9 protein-coding genes and 2 pseudogenes are annotated in these 14,921 nt (G+C 70.9%); 6 read left to right on the top strand and 5 right to left on the bottom strand.

The window, feature by feature from the left end:
- Positions 1-30 precede the first annotated feature (30 nt).
- Complete coding sequence (locus tag Phou_RS16875) at positions 31-390, bottom strand: STAS domain-containing protein (RefSeq protein WP_173056898.1); 360 nt, start codon at positions 388-390, stop codon at positions 31-33.
- Positions 391-464: 74 nt separating this feature from the next.
- On the bottom strand, positions 465-1,025 hold the full coding sequence (locus Phou_RS16870) for a DUF4352 domain-containing protein (protein WP_173056897.1): 561 nt from the start codon (positions 1,023-1,025) through the stop codon (positions 465-467).
- Between the two features lie 65 nt (positions 1,026-1,090).
- Here Phou_RS16870 and Phou_RS16865 point away from each other — a divergent pair, with 65 nt between their 5' ends.
- Both Phou_RS16865 and Phou_RS16860 read left to right on the top strand, forming a co-directional pair.
- Entirely contained in the window at positions 1,091-2,032 is a 942-nt protein-coding gene (locus Phou_RS16865; protein WP_173056896.1) for a threonine ammonia-lyase, read from the top strand.
- Between the two features lie 98 nt (positions 2,033-2,130).
- Positions 2,131-2,943 carry an Ldh family oxidoreductase gene (locus Phou_RS16860; protein ID WP_173056895.1) on the top strand — a complete coding sequence of 271 codons (813 nt, stop codon included), beginning with the start codon at positions 2,131-2,133 and terminating at the stop codon, positions 2,941-2,943.
- A 22-nt stretch (positions 2,944-2,965) separates the two neighbouring features.
- Here the strand turns inward: Phou_RS16860 and Phou_RS16855 are convergent.
- Positions 2,966-5,055: pseudogene (locus tag Phou_RS16855) on the bottom strand (S9 family peptidase).
- Positions 5,056-5,167: 112 nt separating this feature from the next.
- Between Phou_RS16855 and Phou_RS16850 the strand changes: the two are divergent.
- Positions 5,168-6,451, top strand: a complete 1,284-nt coding sequence (locus tag Phou_RS16850) for an FAD-binding oxidoreductase (protein WP_173056893.1) — start codon at positions 5,168-5,170, stop codon at positions 6,449-6,451.
- Between the two features lie 91 nt (positions 6,452-6,542).
- Positions 6,543-6,992, top strand: coding sequence for a YciI family protein (locus Phou_RS16845; RefSeq protein ID WP_173056892.1), 450 nt, complete (start codon positions 6,543-6,545; stop codon positions 6,990-6,992).
- A gap of 2 nt (positions 6,993-6,994) precedes the next feature.
- On the opposite strand, the gene Phou_RS16840 is transcribed toward Phou_RS16845, so the two are convergent.
- Entirely contained in the window at positions 6,995-9,019 is a 2,025-nt protein-coding gene (locus Phou_RS16840) for a SpoIIE family protein phosphatase (protein WP_173056891.1), read from the bottom strand.
- A 182-nt stretch (positions 9,020-9,201) separates the two neighbouring features.
- On the opposite strand from Phou_RS16840, the gene Phou_RS16835 reads away from it, so the two are divergent.
- On the top strand, positions 9,202-13,572 hold the full coding sequence (locus tag Phou_RS16835; protein WP_173056890.1) for a HAMP domain-containing protein: 4,371 nt from the start codon (positions 9,202-9,204) through the stop codon (positions 13,570-13,572).
- Positions 13,569-14,113 (top strand): annotated as a pseudogene (locus Phou_RS16830) (response regulator). The gene Phou_RS16835 and the pseudogene Phou_RS16830 overlap by 4 nt, the downstream one beginning before the upstream one ends.
- Here the strand turns inward: Phou_RS16830 and Phou_RS16825 are convergent.
- Positions 14,110-14,871, bottom strand: coding sequence for a hypothetical protein (locus Phou_RS16825; RefSeq protein ID WP_173056889.1), 762 nt, complete (start codon positions 14,869-14,871; stop codon positions 14,110-14,112). The pseudogene Phou_RS16830 and the gene Phou_RS16825 overlap by 4 nt on opposite strands.
- Positions 14,872-14,921 lie beyond the last annotated feature (50 nt).

Raw genomic sequence — 14,921 nt, 5'->3', positions numbered from 1 at the left:
AGCGCCGCACGAGCGAACGAACCAGAAGGCTCAGTCGGCGGCGGGTGCGGCGGCGCCCGCCGTCCTGGCCTCCTCGACCGTGGGGTAGGTCTCCAGCACCTCGACGAGACCGCTGACCTCGAGGATCCGGAGAACACCACGCTGCGGCGCGGCGAGCCGGAAGATGCCGCCCGCCTCGTCGCAGTTGTTTTTCGCGCGGACGAAGACCGACAGCCCGGTCGAGTCGCAGAAGGAGAGGTCGGCGAGGTCAAAGACCAGCCGGCTGCGCCCCTTGTCGAGCAGGTCCGTGATCTGGTCCTGCAACTGCGGCGCCGTGCCCATGTCGAGCTCACCCGCAACCGTCACGACGAATGTGTCGCCGTGCTGGACCGTGCTCACCGTCAAGGACATTCGCTACCTCCTGTACGGGGACGAAGGTACTCCACCAGCGGTGCGCGCGCAGGACAGGGTCGCCCAACCGGCGTTTACGCCTTCACCCGCAGGCCGGCGGTGTCCTCCGACTCGTGCAGCTCAAGCTCGGCGATGTGGCTGTCGGGCGGTATGTCGTACACGACGACTCCGGTCACCCGGTTGCCCGGATTGATCTGGTTCTGGAAGAGCTGCTGCTCGGAGTTGGCGAGGATTCCGGCGGCGCTGTCCGGCGCGTACCGGTCGCCGTCCGGCCCGTATCCCCGCTGGAGGGCGTCGGCGAACGTGGCCGGGCGTTTGCCCACGTTGTGGATGGTCATCTCGGCCAGGCAGAACTGGCCGACGGCCGACTGGTTGACGAACGAGTCTCCGATCTGGGAGACGCCGCAGTCGATGCGGGACACCGTGAACTCGAACGCGCCGTCCCGCCCGGCCTGGCCGACGGCCACGGTGTCACCCCGCTCGTTGGTGAACCAGCGGTAGGCGTCGTCACCCCAGGTCACCACCCCCGCGACCGCGGCCGCGCAGCAGCACAGCGAGACCAGCACGATCGCGGCGCCGATGAGCACGGCGACGCGCGCACCGCGACCCGACTCGCCGTCCGGTGGTTCTTCCATTGGGTGATTCTAGGCTTTTGTCCGGTGTGCCGAAGGTGGCTTCGTGATAAGGCACCCTTGACGCCATGCAGTTGACCTCCCTGGACGATGTCCGCGCCGCCGCCCGCAACATCGCCGGCGTGGCCCTCCGCACGCCGCTCCTGCCCACGCGCTGGGACGACGGCCTGTGGCTCAAGCCCGAGAGCCTCCAGCCGGTCGGCTCGTTCAAGCTCCGCGGCGCCACGAACGCGGTGGCGCGGCTCACCGACGAGCAGCGGGCCCGCGGGGTGATCACGCACTCGTCGGGCAACCACGGGCAGGCCCTGGCGTACGCCGCCCGCCGCGCCGGCGCGCCCTGCGTCGTGGTGATCCCGGACGTGGCGCCGGCGGTGAAGGTCGACCAGGTACGCGCGCTCGGTGCCGAGGTGGTGCTGGTGCCGCCGCCGGAGCGCCTCGACGTGGCGCAGGAGCGGGCGGCGAAGGACGGTCTGGCGCTGATCCCGCCGTACGACCACCGGGACGTGATCGCCGGCCAGGGGACCGTCGGGCTGGAGATCGCCGAGGACCTGCCGGACGTCGACGTGGTGCTGGTGCCGGTGGGCGGCGGCGGCCTCGCCTCCGGGGTTTCCGCGGCGATCACCGCGCTGCTGCCGCACGCGAAGGTCGTCGGCGTCGAGCCCGAGCTGGCAGCCGACGCGCAGGAGTCACTTGCCAAGGGGGAGCTGGTGGCCTGGCCGACCGAGCTCAACTACCGCACGGTGGCGGACGGGGTGCGGGTCAACCTCTCCGAGCTGACCTTCGCCCACCTGCGTGAGCGGCTCGACCGCATCGTCACGGTGACCGAAGACGAGATCCGCGCGGCGATGACCCGGATCGTGCGGGAAGCCCGGCTCGTGGTCGAGCCGACCGGGGCGGTGACCGCGGCCGCGCGCCTCTTCCACGCCGACGAGCTGCCGGCCGGGCGCACAGTGGCCGTGGTGTCGGGCGGCAACGTCGATCCACAACTGTTGATAGCCGCCATATCGTGACCTGTCCGGGTTTACGGCTTCCGCGCCGACGCCCATAATGTGACACAGCTCTATGGATGTGTGTTCCGTCCGGTGGAACGCGGCTGCCCGGGGGATACATGACGGTGGTCCACGCCCACGACCTGGTCGCGATCGCCACCAAGGTGCTGCTCGCGGCCGGTGCGTCGCGATCGGGTGCCGAGACCGTGGCGGCTGCCCTCGTCGAGGCCGACCTGGCCGGCCACGAGGAGTTCGGGGTTCGCCGCCTCGTGCGATACCTCCAGTTGATCAACGAGGGTGCGATCGACCCCAGGGCCGTCCCGCGACTCGGCGGCGTGCGCGCCGCGGCCGCGGTGGTGGACGGCCGCCGCGGGTTCGGCGAGCTCGCCACCCGTTCGGCCGTCGAGCATGTGCGGCGGCTCGCCAGGCAGTACGGCGTGGCCAGCGCGACCGTCGGCAACTGCGGCGAGGTGGGCCGGCTCGCCGCCTGCGTGCGCACTCTCGCGTCCGAGGGCGCGGTGGGCATCGCGCTGCGGCACGCCCGCCCGCTGGCCTGGGCCGCACCCCGCGCCGCCGGCCGGCCGCCGCTGGTCGCCGAGATCGACGCCGACACCGGCCTCGCCTTCATGATCGGAGTCGTCGGCGGCCTGCTCTCCGGCGCCACGCAGGCCACCCCACCCGGTGACGAGGCCGGACAGGCGGGCGGCACGGTCATCGTCGCGGTCGACGTGGCGGCCTTCCGGCCGGTGGACGAGTTCCGGCAGCACGCCGAGCGCTTCTGCGGCCTGCTCGCGGCCGCCGCCGCGCCGGTCGCCGTCCCCGGCGAGCTGGAGGCGGCCACCCGCGCCGCCCGGGTGCGCGACGGCATCCCGGTGGACGACGCCGTCTGGTCCGAGCTGGCCGCCCTCCCGGGCGGCCCCGCCCGCATCTAGCCTTTCGTGGCCCCGGCTGCCGCTACGCCCGTCCCAGGCGGTCCAGGATCCAGGCGGCGACGAACGCCTCTTCCTTCCAGGCGTCGTACCGGCCGCTCGGACCGCCATGGCCGGCGCCCATCTCGGTCTTCAGCAGGTACTCGCCGGACGGCGCCGTGGCACGCAGGCGCGCGATCCACTTCGCCGGCTCGTGGTAGAGCACCCGCGTGTCGTTGAGGCTGGTCACGGCCAAGATCGCCGGATAGTCCACAGCGGACACGTTCTCGTACGGCGTGTACGACTTCATGTACGCGTACACCTCGGGGTCGTCGAGCGGGTTACCCCACTCCTCCCACTCGGTGACCGTGAGCGGCAGCGACGGGTCGAGGATCGAGTTGAGCGCGTCCACGAAGGGCACCTGCGCCACCACACCGGCGAACGCGTCCGGCGCCAGGTTGGCCACCGCGCCCATCAGCAGGCCGCCCGCCGAGCCGCCGCGCGCGACGAGCCGGTCGGTGGCGGTCCAGCCGGCCTTGACCAGGTGCCGTGCGCAGGCCACGAAGTCGGTGAACGTGTTTTTCTTGGCCAGCAGCTTGCCCTCTTCGTACCACCGGCGGCCCAGCTCACCGCCGCCGCGGATGTGCGCGACCGCGAAGATCACGCCACGGTCCAGCAGGGACAGCCGGGGGATCGAAAACCACGGGTCCATGCTCGCCTCGTACGAGCCGTAGCCGTAGATGACGGCCGGTGCGGTGCCGTCCTTGGGCGTGCCGGCGCGGCAGACCAGCGAGATCGGCACGCGCGTGCCGTCGTCGGCGAGCGCCCAGTCGCGGTGCTGCTCGTACCCCGCCGGGTCGAAGCCGCCGAGCACGGGCTTCTGCTTGCGCAGCACCATCGTGCGGGTGACAAGGTCGTAGTCGTAGACCGAGTCGGGCGTCACGAACGAGGCGTAGTGGAGCCGCACGGTCGAGGTGCCGTACTCCGGGTTGGACTCAAGGCCCACGCTGTAGATCGGCTCGGGGAAGTCGATGTCGTACGTGTCGGTCGAGCCCACCGGCAGCACGCGCAGCCCGGTCAGCCCGTCCTTGCGCAGCGAGACCACCAGGTGGTTGGCGAACGCGTCGACACCCTCCAGCCGCGTGCCGGGAGTGTGCGGGATCAGCGTGGCCCAGTCGCCGGGCGCGTCCGCCGACGTGTACGCGAGCTCGAAGTCTTCCGCGCCGTCGTTGTGCAGGATCAGGAAGCGGTGGCCGTGGTGCTCGATCGTGTACTCCACGCCCTGGCGGCGCGGCGCGATGATGGCCGGCTCGCCGGTCGGGTTGCTGGCCGGGATGACCCGCGCCTCGCTCGTGACCTTGCTGTGCGCCTCGATCACGATGAACTTCTCCGAGCGGGTCAGCTCGACGCCGATCCAGAAGCGCTCGTCGCTCTCCTCGTACACGACCGCGTCGTCGGCGGCCGCGGTGCCGATCGTGTGCCGCCACACCCGGTACGGCCGCCACGCCCCGTCGACCGTCAGGTAGAACAGCGTCGAGCCGTCCGCGGACCACGCGCTGCCGTAGAACGTGTCGGGCACTTCGTCGGCCAGTACCTCGCCGGTGCTCAGGTCCTTGACCCGGAGCGTGAAGCGCTCGTCGCCGGCGAAGTCGGTGGAGTAGGCCAGCCACCGCCCGTCGGGGCTGATGTCGAACGTGCCGAGCGCGAAGAACTCGTGCCCCTCCGCGAGCGCGTTGCCGTCGAGCAGCACCTCCTCGCCGTCGAGCGGGGCGCCGTCCGCAGTGGAGGGCGGCTCGGTCTCGCCGTCGCGCACGGCACGGCGGCACTGGATGCCGTACTGCTGGCCCTCGACCGTCCGCGTGTAGTACCAGTGGCCGCCCTTGCGCGTGGGAACCGAGAGGTCGGTCTCCTTGGTGCGCCGCTTGGTCTCGTCGAACAGCGCCGTGCGCAGGCTGGCCAGATGCTCCGTCGTGGCCTCGGTGAAGGCGTTCTCCGCCTTGAGGTACGCGATCGTGTCCGGGTCGTCCTTGGCGGCGAGCCACGCGTACTCGTCCACGACGGTGTCGCCGTGGTGGGAGCGCTCAGCGGGACGCGCTTGGCGACCGGCGGGGTCGCGGAGGCGGTATCGGTCGTCACGTACGACCACGTTACCGGCTGTGGTGAACCCGGCGGCGGACGAGCGCCGGGCGAAGGAGCGGGGTGGGCTCAGGGCTGGCGTAGGCGCGGCGGTTGTTCGTACACTTGTTCGATGACGATGCGCCGTGGAGCCCTCTTCCGGAGCCTCGTCGACATCTGCGGCATGCGTTTCGCGCGCCTCGCCGGCCCGGCCGACACGGTCGGAGGCACGCCCGCCAGCTGGGTCGCCGCACCGCCCACGATCGACGGTGTCGCGGCGATCGTGCGCCTCGCCGTCGAGCACGACCTCGCGGTCGTGGCCCGCGGCGCCGCGACCAAGCTCGACTGGGGCGCCCGCCCCACCCGCGTCGACCTGCTGCTCGACACCGGCCGCCTGGCCGGCGTGTGGCACCACGCGCCCACCGAGGGCGTGGCCGAGATCGGCGCCGGCACGCCGCTGCGGGCCGCGCAGTCGGCGCTCGCCCGTGGCGGTTGGCGGCTGGCCCTCGACGGGCCCTCCATCGGCGCGACGATCGGCGGCATCATCGCCGCCGACGAGGCCGGCCCGCTGGCCCATCGATACGGCTCGGTGGCCGACCAGCTCGCCGGGGTCAGCTACGTCAGCGCGACCGGCATCCTCACCCACTCCGGGGGCCGGGCCGCCGAGGGCACGCCCGACCGGGGCATCGGGCGCCTGCTGTGCGGGTCGTCCGGCGCGCTCGGCGTGATCGTCTCGGCGACCGTCAAGGTGCTTCCCGAGCCCGCCTCCCGGGCCTGGGTCCGCCGGTCGGTCTGGACCCCGTTGGAGCTGTATGACCTGGTGCGCGGTGTGCTCCGCAGCAAGGTCCAGACGGCCGCCGTCGAGCTCGACCTCCCGGCCAGCCGCCCGGTCCTGGTCCCGCGGCAGCGGGCGCCGCGCGGCCCCGGCACGCTCGCGGTGCTGCTGGAGGGCGAGCCCGCCGAGGTGATGGAGCGCTCGACCCGGGTCGCCGACCTGCTCGGCGGCGACGCCTCGATCCGCTCCGAGCCGCCGGCCTGGTGGGGGCGCTACCCGTTCGGTCCGGACGACATCGCACTGCGGGTCACGGTGCCTTCGGCCGACCTGCACGCCGCCATCTACGCGATCCGCGACGCGGCCGGCCAGGCAGTGCCGGTGCGTGGCTCGGCCGGCACCGGCGTGATCCACGCGTCCCTGCCCGGCAGCGCACATCCCGACCGGGTCGCCGCCGTCCTCGAGGCGGTGCGCGGCGTGCTGCTGGCCCGCGCCGGCTCGTGTGTGGTGGTCTCCGCGCCACCCGCGATCCGCGATGCGGTCGACATGTGGGGTCCGGTGGCCAGCCCAGATCTCGTGCGCCGGGTGAAGGAGCGCTTCGACCCGGCGGGCCGCCTCGCGCCGGGCAGGTTCTTCGGCGCCTGATTTTTTCTTCGCCGCGGTGTCGATCGGGCTGCAGGCTGTTCGACGCCCTGGTAGAGCCAATGTTGGCCAGACCGAGCGAAGGAGTCAGACGATGCGTTTCATGCTGCTGCTCAAGGGCGACCCGGAGGCACCGGAAGGCGCCGACAAGGACGCCATCACGCAGCCGCCGGAGGAGATCATCTCCGCGATGCTGAAGTACAACGAGGACCTGGCCAAGGCGGGCGTCCTCCTCGCGGCCGAGGGCTTGTACCCCAGCTCGGCCGGCGCGCGCGTGGTCTACAAAGACGGCAAGCGGAGCGTGGTGGACGGCCCGTTCGCCGAGGCCAAGGAGCTGATCGCCGGCTTCTATCTGATCCAGGTGCGCTCCCGCGAGGAGGCCATCGAGTGGGCCTCGCGCTGCCCGTTCGAGGCCGCGGTCCCGCCGGGCGTGGAGGCCGTCGTCGAGGTGCGGCAGGTCGGCGAGACCGACGAGCTCGTCAACGTCACCGACGAGCAGCGCGAGCAGGGCCGCCTGCTCCGCGAGCAGCTGCCCGGCCTGTGAGCTCAGACGTCGGGTTCGTTGCGCAGGACCAGGATGGCGATGTCGTCCCGGGGGTCCTCGGTTGAGAAACCCATCGTGGTCGCCCGGAGACGGGCGGCCACGATGTCGGCCGAGTAGCCGGCCAGCGGTGCCGCGGTGTCGCGCAGCCGCTCCGGCCCGAAGAGCTCCCGGCCGCGCCGCCGCTCGGTGACGCCGTCGGTGTAGAAGACAAGCGCGTCACCCGGGTGGAGCGCCACGGTGGCGACCGGCGTGGCGATCGAGTCGAGCAGGCCGAGCGCGGTGCCACCGGTACCGACAAAGGACGCCCGCCCGTCCGCGCGGACCAGGACCGGCCGGTCGTGGCCGGCAAGGTGCAGTGAGACGTCGAGCTGGTCTCCCGGGCCGCGGCCGACAGCGGCGAGCGCGAGGGTGCAGTACCGCCCACCACCCCGCTCGACGAGCGTCTCGTTGAGGCGCCCGAGCGCTTCTGGCAGTGGCTTGCCGTCGCCGACCAGCACCCGGATCACGTCGCGCACCAGGCCGGTGACGGCAGCGGCCTGCACGCCCTTGCCGGAGACGTCGCCGACCACCACGAGCCACCGCTCGTCCGGCAGCGGCACCACGTCGTAGAAGTCACCGCCCACCTCGGCGGCACCTCCGGTCGGCACGTACTCGGCGGCGAAGCCGATGCCCTTCACCACCGGCAGCACCGGCGGCAGCAGCGACTGCTGGAGGGTGTGCGCGACGCGGCGGCGCTCGTCGTGGATGCGGGCGTTGTCGACGGCGAGTGCGGCGCGCCGGGCGACGTCTTCGAGGATGGCGATCTCCTCGGCGTCGTGCCGGTGCCGCTGGTGGCGGCCGACCGAGAGCGTGCCGAGGCGCTGCCCGCGGGCGACGAGCGGCACGGCAAAGCCCTCCAGCGGCGGGCCGAGCGGCACCTGCGAGCCGCTGCGGGAGGCTTCCCGGAGCCGGGTGATCGGCGCGTCCGGCCCGCTCTCCTGGAACATCGCGTGCAGCAGCGGCAGGACCGCCTCGTCGGCGTGGGTGGCGGCGGCGAGCTGGAGCCGGCCCCACTCGTCGGTGGTGTGCACCGCGCACCACTGGCCGAGACGCGGGACCACGAGCTGGGGGATGAGGGCGAGCGTCAGGTTGACGTCGAGCGACTGGGCCAGCAGCTCGCTCGCCTCGGCGAGGAAGGTCAGCCAGGTCTGCCGGCGCATGTCGGCTGCGCGGAGGCGGTCGTTTTCCAGGTGCAGCGCGAGGCGCTCGGCCGCCAGCCCGGCGAGCGGACCCGCGTACCCCGAGGGCGCGACGTCCAGCTCCAGCTCCCCGGAGTACGGCCGGTTGACGTTGAGCGGCACGCGCAACAGCCGGGCGCTGGGGCGAGGCTGACGGCCGTACCGGGCCAGGACCTGCGCGCCGCTGCCCTCGCCCCGGTCGAGCCGTACGGCCCCACCGGCGGCGCCCACCAGCTCGGCCACGCGCGCGAGCAGGTGCCCGGCGAAGTCGGCGAGCGAGTCGTCGGCGTGTGGCTCGGGCGCGATCTGCAGCAGCGCGGTGATCGCCCCGGCGGTGGGCGCGGGTGCCTCGGGAAGGGGACCCGCGGGCGGCCCGTCCTTGCGGTCGAGCCGGAACCACACGCCCTTGCCGGTCGGCATGTGCGTCGTGCCCCACCGGCTCGCGAAATGGTCGACGAGCAGCAGGCCACGCCCGCGCTCGGAGACATCCGAGATGTCTATCTCGTTGTTGCGCGAGCCCGCTGTCAGGCTCTCCACCGGGCTGGCCACATAGTCCGTTACGGTGACCATCAGCCCGGATGGGCCGGCGACGACCTCGATGTCCAGCTCCGTGCCCGCGTGCACGACCGCGTTCGTGGAAAGCTCCGTGGTGAGCAGGAGCGCCTCGTTGAGCAGTTCGTCCAGGTGTGCCTCGGCCAGCACGGACCGGACCACCGCGCGAGCCGCGGCGGGCGTACGTCTGTCGGCGGGCAGCCGGACCCGCCGGACATGCTCCGCCGCCGGGGGTGCCCCACTGACCTCCGATGACACGCTTGCATCCTCTACCGCCTGGCCGGGTTCATCCAAGCCGCGCGCTCTCACGTTCCGTCACCCGGCGCTCGTCCACGACCGTGGCTAAGGTCCGTAGCCTGGCGACTCCCGTTTGCGCACTCGCATCTGCCGGACGCCACGCGCCATGATGTGTGGAACCACCCAAGGTGAGCGAGGACTGCATGACCACGGCAAAGCAGGTGAGTACCCGGCCCGCCTCGGACGAGGCCGCCGTTCTCAATGAGCTGGCCGACGCCCTGCGGCGGGTGCGCCGCGGCGATCTGAAGGTCCGCCTTCCCCGCCGGGCCGGTGTCGCCGGCGAGGTGGCTGACGCGTTCAACGACGTTGTGGCGCTCCAGGAGCGGCAAAACCTCGAGGTACGCAAGATCAGCCGGATCGTCGGCCGGGACGGCCGGCTCACCGAGCGCCTGGACGAGGAGGGTGTCGACGGCGCCTGGGCCGACCACGCCCGTGCGATCAACTCCCTCATCGACGACCTGGGCCGCCCGACGACCGAGATCTCCCGGGTCATCGTGGCCGTCGCGGACGGTGACCTCTCGCAGCACATGGCGCTGGAGATCGACGGCCGGCCGCTGCGCGGTGAGTTCCTCCGCATCGGCCGCACGGTCAACACGATGGTCGACCAGCTCTCGTCGTTCGCCGACGAGGTGACGCGCGTGGCCCGCGAGGTGGGCACCGACGGCGCGCTGGGCGGCCAGGCGGACGTGCGCGGCGTCGCCGGCACCTGGCGCGACCTGACCGACTCGGTCAACACGATGGCGTCCAACCTCACCAGCCAGGTGCGGTCGATCTCCCAGGTGACCACCGCGATCGCCAGCGGAGACCTCTCCCAGAAGATCACGGTGTCGGCCAAGGGCGAGGTCGCCGAGCTGGCCCACACGATCAACTCGCTCACCGACACGCTGCGCACCTTCGCCGAGCAGGTCACCCGCGTGGCCCGCGAGGTGGGCACCGAGGGCAAGCTGGGCGGTCAGGCCCAGGTGCCCAACGTGGCGGGCATCTGGAAAGACCTCACCGACAACGTCAACTCGATGGCGTCCAACCTGACCGCGCAGGTGCGAAACATCGCGCAGGTCTCCACGGCGGTGGCCAAGGGCGACCTCTCACAGACCATCACGGTGGCCGCCCAGGGCGAGATCCTGGAGCTGAAGAACACCATGAACACGATGGTCGACCAGCTCTCCTCGTTCGCCGAGGAGGTCACCCGGGTGGCCCGCGAGGTGGGCACCGAGGGCAAGCTGGGCGGTCAGGCGCAGGTGCGTGGCGTCGCCGGCACCTGGCGCGACCTGACCGAGAGCGTCAACCAGCTCGCCGGCAACCTGACCGCGCAGGTGCGAAACATCGCCCAGGTCTCCACGGCCGTGGCGAAGGGCGACCTGTCGCAGAAGATCACTGTGGACGCGCGTGGCGAGATCCTCGAGCTGAAGAACACCGTGAACACGATGGTGGACCAGCTCTCCTCGTTCGCCGACGAGGTGACGCGCGTGGCCCGTGAGGTGGGCACCGAGGGCAAGCTGGGCGGTCAGGCGCAGGTGACCGGCGTACTCGGCACCTGGCGCGACCTCACCGACAACGTCAACTCGATGGCCTCCAACCTGACCTCCCAGGTGCGAAACATCGCCTCGGTGACCACCGCTGTCGCGAAGGGCGACCTGTCGCAGAAGATCACTGTGGACGCGCGTGGCGAGATCCTTGAGCTCAAGAACACGGTGAACACGATGGTGGACCAGCTGTCGTCGTTCGCCGACGAGGTGACGCGCGTGGCCCGTGAGGTGGGCACCGAGGGCAAGCTGGGCGGTCAGGCGCAGGTGCGGGGCGTCGCGGGCACGTGGCGTGACCTGACCGACAACGTCAACTTCATGGCGTCCAACCTGACGTCCCAGGTGCGAAACATCGCGCAGGTCTCCACCGCCGTGGCCCGTGGCGACCTCTCCCAGAAGATCACCGTCGACGCGCACGGTGAGATCTGGGAGCTGAAGAACACCATGAACACGATGGTGGACCAGCTCTCCTCGTTCGCCGAGGAGGTCACCCGAGTGGCCCGCGAGGTGGGCACCGAGGGCAAGCTGGGCGGTCAGGCGCAGGTGCGGGGCGTCGCGGGCACCTGGCGTGACCTGACCGACAACGTCAACTTCATGGCGTCCAACCTCACCGGCCAGGTGCGAAACATCGCGAGCGTCACCACGGCCGTGGCAAAGGGCGACCTCTCTCAGAAGATCACGGTCGACGCCGAGGGCGAGATCCTGGAGCTGAAGAACACCGTCAACACGATGGTGGACCAGCTCTCCTCGTTCGCGGAGGAGATCACCCGGGTCGGCCGGGAGGTGGGCATCGAGGGCAAGCTGGGCGGCCTGGCCCGGGTGAAGGGCGTCTCAGGCACCTGGCGCGACCTCACCGAAAACGTCAACCAGCTCGCCGCGACGCTCACCACGCAGCTGCGGGCGATCGCGCAGGTGTCCACATCGGTGACCAAGGGCGACCTGACCCAGCGGATCACGGTCGAGGCCCAGGGTGAGGTCGCCGAGCTGAAGGACAACATCAACCAGATGATCGTGGCCCTGCGGGAGACCACCCGCAAGAACGCCGAGCAGAGCTGGCTCGACTCCAACCTCGCCCGCATCGGCGGCCTGCTACAGGGTCAGCGCGACCTCGGCGAGGTCTGCCGCATGCTGATGGGCGAGGTCACCCCGCTGGTGGAGGCCCAGCTCGGCGCGTTCTTCCTGGTCGACAACGACGAGGCCACCACCCGGCTGCGCCTCGCCGCGTCGTACGGCTACGTCACGCGTACCAACGAAGTGGTCTTCGGCCCCGGCGAAGGGCTGATCGGGCAGGCGGCGGTCTCCCGCCGGATGATCCGCGTCAGCACCGACGCCACCGGCGCGCTGACGCTGCGGTCGGGCCTGCTCACGACCAAGCCGCGCGACGTCGTGGTGCTGCCGATCCTCTTCGAGGGCGAGATGCTCGGTGTGATCGAGTTCGCCTCGGTCAACGCCTACTCCGACCTGCACATCTCGTTCCTGGAGCGGCTCGTCTCCACGATCGGCATCGCGCTCAACACGATCCAGGCCAACCGGCGCACGGAGGAGCTGCTCTCCCAGTCGCAGCGGCTGGCGCACGAGCTGCAGGAGCAGTCGGCGGAGCTGCAGCGCACCAACGCCGAGCTGGAGGACAAGGCGCAGCTGCTGTCCGAGCAGAAGGCCAACATCGAGACCAAAAACCGGGAGATCGAGCTCGCCCGGATCGGCCTGGAGGAGAAGGCGCAGCAGCTCACGCGGGCCTCGGCGTACAAGTCGGAGTTCCTCGCCAACATGAGCCACGAGCTGCGTACCCCGCTCAACTCGCTGCTCCTGCTGGCCCGGCTGCTCGCCGACAACCCGGAGCACAACCTGACCGACAAGCAGATCGAGTTCGCCCGCACGATCCACAGTGCCGGGTCGGACCTGCTGTCGCTGATCGACGACATCCTCGACGTGGCCAAGATCGAGGCGGGCCGGATGGACGTCGAGCCCACCGAGGTCCACCTCCAGGACGTCCAGGCGTACGTCGAGCAGGCGTTCACACCGCAGGCCGAGGAGAAGGGCCTGGACCTCGCGGTCAGCATCGAGGACGGCCTGCCCGCGGCGGTGATCACGGACGCTCAGCGGCTCCAGCAGATCCTGCGCAACCTGCTGTCGAACGCGGTGAAGTTCACCGACAGCGGCGCGGTCACGCTGACCATCGCGCCGGCGGCACCCGAGGAGCAGGCGGTCTCGTCGCGGCCGCTCGTCGCGTTCACCGTGATGGACAGCGGCATCGGCATCTCGGAAGACAAGTTCGACCTCATCTTCGAGGCGTTCCAGCAGGCCGACGGCACGACGAGCCGGCGGTACGGCGGCACCGGCCTGGGCCTGTCGATCAGCCGCGATCTGGCCCGGCTGCTCGGCGGCACGATCACGGTCTCCTCGTCGCCCGGACGCGGCTCCACGTTCACACTGCTCCTGCCGGACGTGCTGATGCCCGACACGATGCAGACGCAGCTCCCGCTGTCGTTGCCGGTGGCCAAGTCCAACCTGCCCGACCTGCCGGCCCTCGCCGACCTGCCGATGCTGCGCCAGCCGGACGATAGCGACCGGCCTGCGTCGCCCGCGGCCCGGCAGCTCGACGGCGCCACGGTGCTGATCATCGATGACGATGTACGCAACGTCTTCGCCCTGACCAGCGCCCTGGAGCTGCACGGCATGACCGTTCTGTACTCGGACAACGGGGTCGATGGCGTACGGTTGCTTGCGGAGCACCCGGAGGTGGACATCGTGCTGATGGACGCGATGATGCCGGACCAGGACGGCTACGAGACGACGCGCGCCATCCGCCGAAACCACCGCTTCGCCGAGCTGCCGGTGGTCTTCCTCACCGCGAAGGCAATGCCCGGCGACCAGGAGTCGGCCATCGGCGCGGGTGCCAGTGACTACATCACCAAGCCCGTCGACCTCGACGAGCTGATCGAGATGATGGCCGCATGGGTCAACGGCGGCGGCCGGGAGGTAATCAGCTGATGGGTGTCGCCAAGGCACTGCTGGTCGACGACCGGCGCGACAACCTCGTCGCGCTCGAAGCCATCCTCCAGGGCCTGCCGGTGCACACGGTCGCGGTCGAAAGCGGCGAGGCGGCGCTCAAGCAGCTTCTCGTCGACGACTTCGCGGTCATCCTGCTCGACGCGCAGATGCCGGACATGGACGGCTTCGAGACGGCCAGCCACATCAAGCGGCGCGAGCGCACCCGCCATGTCCCGATCATCTTCCTCACCGCCGCCGACCGCGACGCGCAGCTCGCCCTGCGGGGTACTCGGTCGGCGCGGTCGACTACCTGACCAAGCCGTTCGACCCCTGGGTGCTGCGCGCGAAGGTGTCGGTGTTCGTCGACCTTTGGATCAAGACGCAGCAGCTGCAGGCGCAGTCCGAGATGGTCCGCGAGCGCGAGACGCAGTGGCGGGCGCTGACCGAGGCCGTGGACGAGGCCACCGTCCTGCTGCGCTCGTCCGATCCGGACGGCCGCGACAGGGCGGTGACGCTCCTCGAGCAGGCCCGCTGGGGCTAGCTGTTCAGCAGGTCGTACGCCTCCGGCGGCGCCGGCATCGTCTGCGCCGCCGGTGGTTGCTTCACCTCCGGCGCGGCGCCGTAGTCGCTGAAGGTCGCCTCCCACCGGAAGGCGGCCTGCTCGCCCGCACCGGGTACATCGAGCGTGAGCGACGTCAACCGGCCGGACGAGTCGACCGCCGCCGCGAACGGCACCGCCTTGGCCTTCTCACCCAACGCGGTGAGCCCGGCGGCGTCGACGACCTCGACCTCCGCCGAGGCCTGCAGGTCGACCGTGCCCGTGAACGCCCCCTGTGACGTCTCCGTCGCATCCACGATGTGGTCGAACAGCACCACGGCACCGGTCGGGTCCGGGTGGGTGTACCTCACGTCCTCCGGGTCGTCCACTTTGGACGTGTCGATCGCGAGCCACTTCGGCGGCAGCTTGGGCAGTCCGGTGACGTCTTTCGCGTTGTCGAACGTGACCTTCGTCCAGGCGTCCTGGTCGATCACGATGATCGCCATCGTCATGCTGAAGCCGATGCTGTCGTCCTTGAACACCGCGGTGTAGGTCATCCGCTTCTCCTTCGGATTGACCTCACCCTTCGCGTTGCCCTCGAGCTCCTTCATCGTGTACCGGAAGCTGCCCTGGGAACCGTCCGGCACCGCGTCCCGGAGCTTCTCCGCCGGCGTGGGTGGGTCGGCGGCTTCGATGACGTCCTGGCAGCCGGTGACCAGTAGCGCGCTCGCGGCGACCGCGAGGAAGATCCTTCGCCTCATCTCAGTCTCTCTATGCGTTTTCGAATGCGCGGGGTGGTGCGCAAGAGAGC

This window comes from Phytohabitans houttuyneae (assembly GCF_011764425.1).
Classification (GTDB): Bacteria; Actinomycetota; Actinomycetes; order Mycobacteriales; family Micromonosporaceae; genus Phytohabitans; species Phytohabitans houttuyneae.
Note: the sequence above shows the minus strand (reverse complement) of the source record. Positions and strands in the feature narration are given on the sequence as shown.